The organism is Halorientalis persicus (assembly GCF_900110215.1).
Classification (GTDB): domain Archaea; phylum Halobacteriota; class Halobacteria; order Halobacteriales; family Haloarculaceae; genus Halorientalis; species Halorientalis persica.
This window is the reverse complement of the sequence record NZ_FOCX01000068.1, coordinates 1-7912: the sequence shown is the minus strand read 5'-3', so window position 1 is coordinate 7912 and position 7912 is coordinate 1. Positions and strand designations below refer to the sequence as shown.

Annotated in this window: 5 protein-coding genes and 2 pseudogenes; 6 read left to right on the top strand and 1 reads right to left on the bottom strand. The window is 60.2% G+C overall.

The window, feature by feature from the left end; translation table 11 throughout:
- A pseudogene (locus BMX17_RS25640) lies at positions 1-86 on the top strand (IS6 family transposase); the annotation flags it as partial.
- Positions 87-1426: 1340 nt separating this feature from the next.
- On the opposite strand, the gene BMX17_RS24165 reads toward BMX17_RS25640, so the two are convergent.
- Entirely contained in the window at positions 1427-1612 is a 186-nt protein-coding gene (locus BMX17_RS24165) for a hypothetical protein (protein WP_092665023.1), read from the bottom strand.
- 586 nt (positions 1613-2198) lie between these two features.
- Between BMX17_RS24165 and BMX17_RS24160 the strand changes: the two genes are divergently transcribed.
- From BMX17_RS24160 to csg, 5 genes and pseudogenes are all read left to right on the top strand, one after another.
- Positions 2199-4109, top strand: a complete 1911-nt coding sequence (locus BMX17_RS24160) for a hypothetical protein (protein WP_092665019.1) — start codon at positions 2199-2201, stop codon at positions 4107-4109.
- Entirely contained in the window at positions 4109-4393 is a 285-nt protein-coding gene (locus BMX17_RS24155; protein WP_092665016.1) for a hypothetical protein, read from the top strand. The genes BMX17_RS24160 and BMX17_RS24155 overlap by 1 nt, the downstream gene beginning before the upstream one ends.
- A gap of 35 nt (positions 4394-4428) precedes the next feature.
- Positions 4429-4929: a hypothetical protein gene (locus tag BMX17_RS24150; protein ID WP_092665013.1), complete on the top strand. Its 501-nt coding sequence runs from the start codon at positions 4429-4431 to the stop codon at positions 4927-4929.
- 249 nt (positions 4930-5178) lie between these two features.
- Positions 5179-5274: pseudogene (locus tag BMX17_RS27665) on the top strand (surface glycoprotein); the annotation flags it as partial.
- 378 nt (positions 5275-5652) lie between these two features.
- Positions 5653-7912, top strand: a 2260-nt coding sequence (gene csg / locus BMX17_RS24145) for an HVO_2072 family ArtA-dependent S-layer glycoprotein (protein ID WP_170845562.1), incomplete at its 3' end; no start/stop codon positions are given.

Genomic DNA, 7912 nt, shown 5'->3' with positions numbered 1-7912 from the left:
TCTCAAACTGTTTCAGCAACACCCAGCGAGACACAGCTGACGACTGGCTCCAATCATTCGCCTTCGCATGGAATCAGCTAATCTGAACACTACCGCCGCCCGGTGGTTGGATCGGCTGGCGAGTCGGGCTACCGTGGTGGTGTTATCGGCAGCCGCTGTCAGCGGTTGCTGTCTTGGCGGTCCCCCTTCACCCCTTTGGCTTGGGGGTTTAGACGGCCTCTTGTTGGAGTGTCTGGTTGTATCAAACAAGCAGTTAGCTTTGGCCTGCCGGCCGTTTTCGGCGTCAAGACGGTCTAACAGGACCGACCCGGCCTCACAGAGTAAAACATGGTCACCAGCACCGACAGAGTAGCGATCAACCAGATCAAGCCCTTCGTGCTTGTTGAGATGCTGGCTGACCGTCGACGCATCACGACGAACCAAGTCGGGCAATGATGACTGTGGGACCGTCTGTGTAGGTTCGTCGACCAATTCGCGCAGGACTTGGACGGATCCACACTCGGGGTTAAGCGTCCTGAGAGCGTCGGAAGCCACTTCTTCAGCTGGATGGGGCCCATCACGTCCAGTATCCAAACAGCTATCAAAGTTCAGCGGCGGGTCAGAGCGGAGATTGTCGGCCAACCAGCGGGCCCTGAGCCACGTGCAGACAAGGTGGACATCACACTGGGTGGCGAATGTCGCGAGCAACTGAAGTGTATTCTCTCGCTGCCGACGGGGTCGCTCTGCGAAGTCGTCTTTGTCAATCCGAGCCGCGATTGTGGGCGTTACACCGGCAGCGGCAAGCACGGCGAGTGGGTCGTCGACGAGGTCGGACTCCAGAGCCTCCTTGAGCGTCGGATAGTCACTCCAGACGGGCGCTGACTCCCCGCGTCCGAGTGCCACAGTGTATCGAAGGGTGTTCTTGTGGGCGACCGGTTCTGGCGGTATCTGGTGGGGAAGAGCGTCCTCTTCTCGTACATCCAAGCAACCGACGAGCGGCGCGTATCGCCCGTCTCGGGCCGTCAACCCTTGCTCACGGAGTGTCAATGTCCGCTCGGATTTTTTCGTCCCAGCGAGCATGTCACGGACAGCGTCGGTGAGAGTGTCCTGGAGCACATCGCTCGTCAAGGTGGACTGTAAGACAGCAGACGGGGGGAGCTCACTGGCGTCGACGTGGATGCCATCGAGTCGTTTCTGTGAGGTGTGGTCGAAATTCATCGGCCACCTCCGCCGTCAACGTCGAAATTATCGACTATCACGGCATACAAACCCAGAATAGGATAGCCTCTACCGATGCAGACAAACTAATATGCTTGGACGAGAAGGAACAAACACGGTCCACACACTGGAACGATCCAGCGCAGCCAACCTGTTCACAATTAGATGCGCTGAATCGTGCGTGGCCCGTGTCAGCCCCTCTTGGGGCTAACACGAACATTCTGAGTGGCTACTGTGAGCCGTCACCTCCGTCTTTGTCGTCTAGGTAGGTGACTTTCTTCGCGGTAAATTCAACGAGGGCCTCCCGCCCATCAATGCTGAGGGCCTCTCTGTGCTCCTTCGGGACGACCATCCGCCCGTCGAGATCGACTTTCTTCGAGAAGGTTATTTCAATCGGGCTATCGTCGTCTGCCATTGTGCATTATCGTGAGTTGAGAGGGGTAAAAAGTATTTGGCTCACCGTCATGCGCTCAATTGTTGATATTGTTTAGAGTAACCCTACTACTCCCGCCGCTGACGATACTGACGGTAATCTTGAATGGTCTGACAAGAGTGGGGCAGTAGACCGACTCCCAGTCGTTGATGTTACATCAGGACCGATAGATGTAACCATATCTTCGGGCTCGGCGTCTCAAACTCTCGACTTTTCGGGGTATGGCGACACAGTGGCTGCGCCACTGGACATGGGAATATCACAGTCGTTGGATATATCCGGAATTCCAGGCGGACCGGTCGATTTAACGCTTGATAAGGATGACCGGACGGCAACCGAGGACCCGGCAGTCGATCTTGATAATGACGGATCAGCAGACGCCAGCTACTCTGGCATTCTACGGTCCGGTGAAACCGCAACAATCGAGACTCCATCACTCGCCACCGGACCACACACAGCCACGACATCCCCAACAGCGGGACCCGTTGATTGGACACTCGACTGGACCGAAATCAAGGCCCTCGAGGACCCCTCGGTTTCCATCGACGGCAACACTGCTGCCAGTTACTTGGGAACCCTTCGCGAGGGCGAGTCAGCCACCGACCCGATCACCCTCAACCTCGGCAGCAACAACCTCTCGTGGGGCGCAACTACGGCAGGCGGTGGCTTCTCTGCCAACGTCTCTTGGGCGGAGGTCTCCCACACAGAAGACGCATCTGTCGACGTCGACGAAGATGGCTCCTACGAGATCAACCACGTCGGCACACTCTCGCCAGGCTCTATCCAGACCTTCGATGCGCCCGGGTTGACGCGATCGACATCACAATTGGGTGTGGCGACCAACAACGCGACCGAGGTCGCTGTCGAGGCCCAGTATTGTGAGGTCACGCAAACCGAAAACCCCACCGTCGAAGTGAACGGCCACGAGACCAGCGAACTCGGCCAACTCACCGACGGCGAGACAGTCCAACTCGACACCGACCCGTCGTGGATCAACAGCGGCACCAACCGCATTAACGTCTCACTCGGGGACGGGACACTGTCGGCCGACGCCCCACAGTCCGAGGTCGATCTCGACTACCAACACGAGAGCGTCGACAACCAGACCGTCCAGTACACGGCCCAGCGCTGGACGGAACGCTACAACGTCTCGCGGACCTGGCTCTCGGATCAAACGAGTGCGTCGCTGACGATTCCATTCAAGGACACGGTCCTGTCGATCCGGGATGTCGAGAAACGCGTTGGCTCCAACGACTGGACCGAACTCCAGTCCTCGGACTACGCGCTCGATGGGTCGCGACTGACCGTCCAACTCGGCTCGATCAACAAGAACACCGAAGTCGGCGTCCGGGTGAACGCCTCCCGCGTCCGGGTCAACAACGGCTCGATCCACGTCCAGGAGGCGACCGAGCAGGGGCGCAAACTCGACACGCAGATCGCCATCGACGAGTGGAGTGAGGACTCGTACATCCAGCTCCCGCAGCGAGAGGACAACCTGATCGCCTACGCGTACAATGAGAGCTGGAGTGGCCCCACTGACGAGATGCGCGTGACTGCCGACGGGGAGCGCCGGCTTCGACTGCCGAACGCTCTCGAGGGCGGCCAGACCCGCATCGCGACGATCCCCGTCGAGGCCGCACCGGAGACCGGCGACGTGGTGATCTCGGTGGGCCAGCCGTCGGCGACGGAACCGAAGTTCGTCGTTCAGCCCGGCCAGACACAGGGCGACGACGTGGACTTCACGTTCACCGGCGCGGCTGATGGCACGGACTACATCCTCTACAGCCAATCCAACGGCATCGTCCGGGACTCTGGGACGGCCCAGAGCCCGCTGACGCTGTCGGATGACGACTCCGACGAGACGCTGCAGTTCCTCGTCGACGAAGGCGAGGTCGGCGGCCCCGATGACGACACTGGCGGGCCGCTGACACTCGGGAATGCGCCGGCGGTCGCGGTCGCACAGGCCCAGGCCAATCCCCTCGGGGCGCTGCTGGTCGCGATCATCGCGCTGACGGTGCTGCTCGGGGCCTACTGGGCGGCCAAGCGCCGGCGACGGCCCCGGAAAGGCTGGCTCGGCGATATCGCCTCGTTCGTATCGACGGAGGTCGTGTTGATTGGGCTCTCGATCATCGGGATCGTCGCGGCGTTGCGGTTCAACGTGCTGGCGCTGCCCCGGCCGGCGCTGTTCGTGGGTGCGGTGTTCGGCATCGAACTACTCGGCTACCTGTTGCTGCGGTACTTCGGGTACTTCGACTGGAAGATCTATGGCGCGGCCTCGGCGATCGTCGCCATCGCGTCGACGCAAATCCTCGTTCCCGAGGCCGTTGAGCAACTGCTCGGGTCCAACGCCTTGGCGCGGACGCTGCCGCTGGTGGCCGCCTTCGGGATGTATATCCTCTATCGGGCCGTGGAGGGCTGGCGGCGCGGGCAGGTTACCGAGATCGTCGTCGGCGGGTCTGGAGGTGACGACCAGAACTGATGGCGCTGACCGAACTCATCGCGCCGTGGGTGCCCATTGGCGGGCTCGCACTGGTGCTGTTGTTCACGGCCTATCACGGCTGGGAAGCCATCGAACTCCTGACAAAGGTCGGGATGTACGCGAAGGTCGGGCTCGCCATGCTGGTCCTGCTCGCGGCCGGGATTGCCCTGGGCGTAATCGAGGGCTTTGATGTGGCTCGGCTGCTGGAACTGGGCGGGATGGTTCTGTCGTTCCTGCTGGACCTGGTGCCGATTGGGCAGTGGCTCGCGCTGGCTCCCCTCTAACACTTAACCCACTATCTATGCTAATTGGTAATACGATGCCCGAGTGCTCGGATTGGCGCCGCCCATATATTGCCGGCCTCGTCGATAATCGCGCAGCAGTCGCCGTCACGATCGCAAAACGATCCGAAATCAAGATTGGCTTTGGCGTGCGATTGAAGTGCCGAATTAAACTCCCTGCAGCTGAGAGTCTGGAGATTCTCACTACCTTCGCTGATGAACACGATATCGTCTATCGCGTCGACACGGATCGGGATACAACGTATGACTCCTATCAGTTTGTCATCAGTCGTCGGCAGAGTATGCAGACGTTTTTGCGGCTGTTGCAGCCCTACTTGGTTGTGCGCGACGAGGCAGCTGAGTTACTCTGTGAGACGATCATCCCACGACTGGAGGCTGGCGATCACCAGTCGAAGGCCTCGTTCCTCTCACTGATGCAGGATATCGAAACCTTCCGCGAACTGGTTGGCCGCGCCAATCGTGCAAAATACGATCTCGAATTCTTCCAGGACGAATGGGGGATGGAAGCCCCCTCCTGACGACACGGGCCCATCCTGCCCTCTCGTGAGTGGCCCGGCGCTACTATTTTACAGCGTGCGCGCGACTAGAAATCCGGTCGAGACGGCGTCACACGCCCGTCTAACACACAAAGTATTTACCAGACCCACGTTTTGTTCTGTCCGTACCCCTACCCACCGGTGACACCAACGAGTATAGAACTCGTGTCCAATCGTGGACTCGGGGCAGAAAGTCGGTGACACCGCCCGAAACGCAACACAACACAACATATGACAAACACAAAAACGAAGATTCGCAGTCTGTTCCTGACTGCGCTGATGGTCTTCAGCGTCTTCGCTGGGTCCATCGCGTTCGCAGGAACGGCTGCAGCGGCTAACGCCGGCGCTACGGTCGATTCGGCTTTGACACCGGATAGTGTTGGCGAAAATCAGAATGAACAGCACGAAGTAGAGTTTACGATCACTGACCTTGGCGGCGATGAGACTACCGACACGGTCAGCGTGGAACTGCCCACCAGCCCGGACAGCACGTTCGTGTCTCTGGACTCGCTGACCGTGGCAGGTACCGATCTCGCTGACTCTGCCGCCTCAGCGACCGTTACGAATAACGGTAAGACCCTAGAAATCAGTGTACCCGAGTCGATCTCGGGTGGCGACAACAGCGAAGGCGATGTTGCGTTCGATGCAACGTTCACCGTGAACCACCCACCGGTGGCCGCGTCGAACGCCCCTGTCACAGGCACCGTGTCGCTCATCGTTGACGACACTAGCGACAACCAGCTCACCGTCCAGCCCACAGAGCTGGACTTTGAAGTCACTAACGTTGGTGACGTCGGTGACCGCGGTAGCGGATACGACATCGCTTCCAGTGGTCAGGACGGTAGTACGGTTGTTTCCGGCTCGACAATCTTCCAGGGCGAGGAAGATCTCACCCTGACTTCCGGCGACCTCAGCCCGAGTTCCTTTGAGCGCACTGCTGGTGCGAACGAAGGTGAAACCCTCTCGGTGCCGGTCCCGACGGACCAACCGGTTGGGTCTTACGACGACGGCAGCGGCAACTCATTCACAGTTGAAACGCCCCGGATTCAGAATCTGGAAGTTACCAACCAGAACGGCGACGACATCGCTGGTGGAGCTGTCAACGTTGACGGCTCTACCCAACTGACGATCGACGCGGAATACAACTTCGAGCAGGCCGAACCCCTCAACGTCGAAATTGAGGACTCGGGTGGCCTCGAAGTCACGGACGAAGTCCTCGTGAACCCAGGTCAGGAACCGGTTATCAGCACCAACGGTGAAGTGACTCTGGCCCTCGCAGAGGGTGTCCTCGACAACGAAGAATACACCGTCACCGTCGAAGGTGACGAGGACCTGGACTTCGGTGATGCGTCCCAGAGCGTGACGTTCGACGTTACGACGGGTGAAGACGCCAGCATCGAAGTGCAGTCCGACGAGGTTACCCGCGGTGAGAACGTCAAGTTCGAGGTCGACAACGCAGCAGAAGGCGACACGCACGTCGTCTCGATCGACGCTGACGATGTCGACAGCGTCCCGGGCAGTGTCTTCCGGAACGCCGGTGACACGATCGCGACGACCAGCACCGACGACGGCGACGCGCTCGCCCTCGTCGAAATCGACGATGGTGTCGCGGTTGGCAGCATCGACACGTCCTACCTCGACGAGACTGACGTTACCGTCGACGTGTACGGACCTGGCGAAGCCAGCACCCAGACCGAACTGGAAGCCATCAACGACCTGACCGAAGACATCGGCAGTTCCGTCGACGACGATGACTTCACGGTCACGGAAGGTGGCGTCATGCTGGAGAACCCGCAGGGATCGTACGTTGTCGGCTCGGAAACGACGGTCAACGGGACCACCACGGCCGGTGTCGACAACGTTGCGCTGTACGCCCGCGACGAAGGTGACTTCGAGTACCTCATGACCATCAGCGTTGATGGTGATGACACCTTCGAGGAAGACGACGTGGTCCTCAGCAACCCCAGCGAGGGCGACGTTGCAAACGACACGCTTAGCATCCCCGGGTCCTACCGCCTTGCGGCGGTTGACGCCGACGACTCGGCCCTGTCGACGAACTACCGCGCCGACCAGAACACCTCTGCGATCAGCGAGGCTGTTGGGATGCAGTCCAGCATCCGTGTGACTGACACGGCGCTGACTGTTGACTACGTCAGTATCGTCAACGGCCAGGTCGCCGTGGACGACGACCTGAAGATCAACGGGACCGCGCCCGGCCAGGACGAAGTGAGCGTCAGCTTCTACGGCCCGCGGGGTACCTACGACCGCACGACGATCAACGTCGACTCGAGCGACGAGTTCGAGTCCGAGAACGTTGACGTTGGCGATAACCTTGGCCCCCAGCTCGGGATCGATACCGAACTGAGCCAGGGCAACGTCGTCATGTCGGTGTTCTCCTCCGGTCGTGACGGCGAAGCTGGTGACGGCCAGCTTGACGGCTACGATAGCTTCCCTGACTTCTGGACGGCACTCAACACGGGATCGAACACCCAGCAGCAGGTCATCGACCAGGTTGCCAGTGAGACCACCGAGGACACTGGCAGCGACGACATCTCAGAGGTCTTCCAGTTCCGCTACACGGACGGCCGTGTGAGCGTGGACTCGGTGACCGGCGAAGCCGGTCAGCAGTTCACGGTCGAGACCAACGACACGATGATGGTCTCGGGTGTGACCAACCGCCAGCCCGACGACAACACCGTCACGGTGGAAGTCATCGACGGCCCCTCCTCCAGCGGATTCGACATCGAGTCGACGGATGTGTGGGGCACGGACGGCCAGTGGAGTGTCGAGATCCCGGTTGAAGGTGTCGAACCGGGCAACTACACGGTCGAAGCGAGTGTCGGTGGCAACACGGACATCCGCAGCTTCCAGGTGACTGGCGAGCAGCTCGAGGAACCGACCACGCCGGACGAGCCGACGACGGACGAGCCGGAGCCGACGACGGACGAGCCGGAGCCGACGACGG

What these genes read in the sequence shown, in the direction of transcription:
- BMX17_RS24150 (WP_092665013.1), top strand. Translation starts at nt 4,429, where the DNA reads ATGCCCGAGTGCTCGGATTGGCGCCGCCCATATATTGCCGGCCTCGTC.
- BMX17_RS24165 (WP_092665023.1), bottom strand. Translation starts at nt 1,612, where the DNA reads ATGGCAGACGACGATAGCCCGATTGAAATAACCTTCTCGAAGAAAGTC.
- BMX17_RS24155 (WP_092665016.1), top strand. Translation starts at nt 4,109, where the DNA reads ATGGCGCTGACCGAACTCATCGCGCCGTGGGTGCCCATTGGCGGGCTC.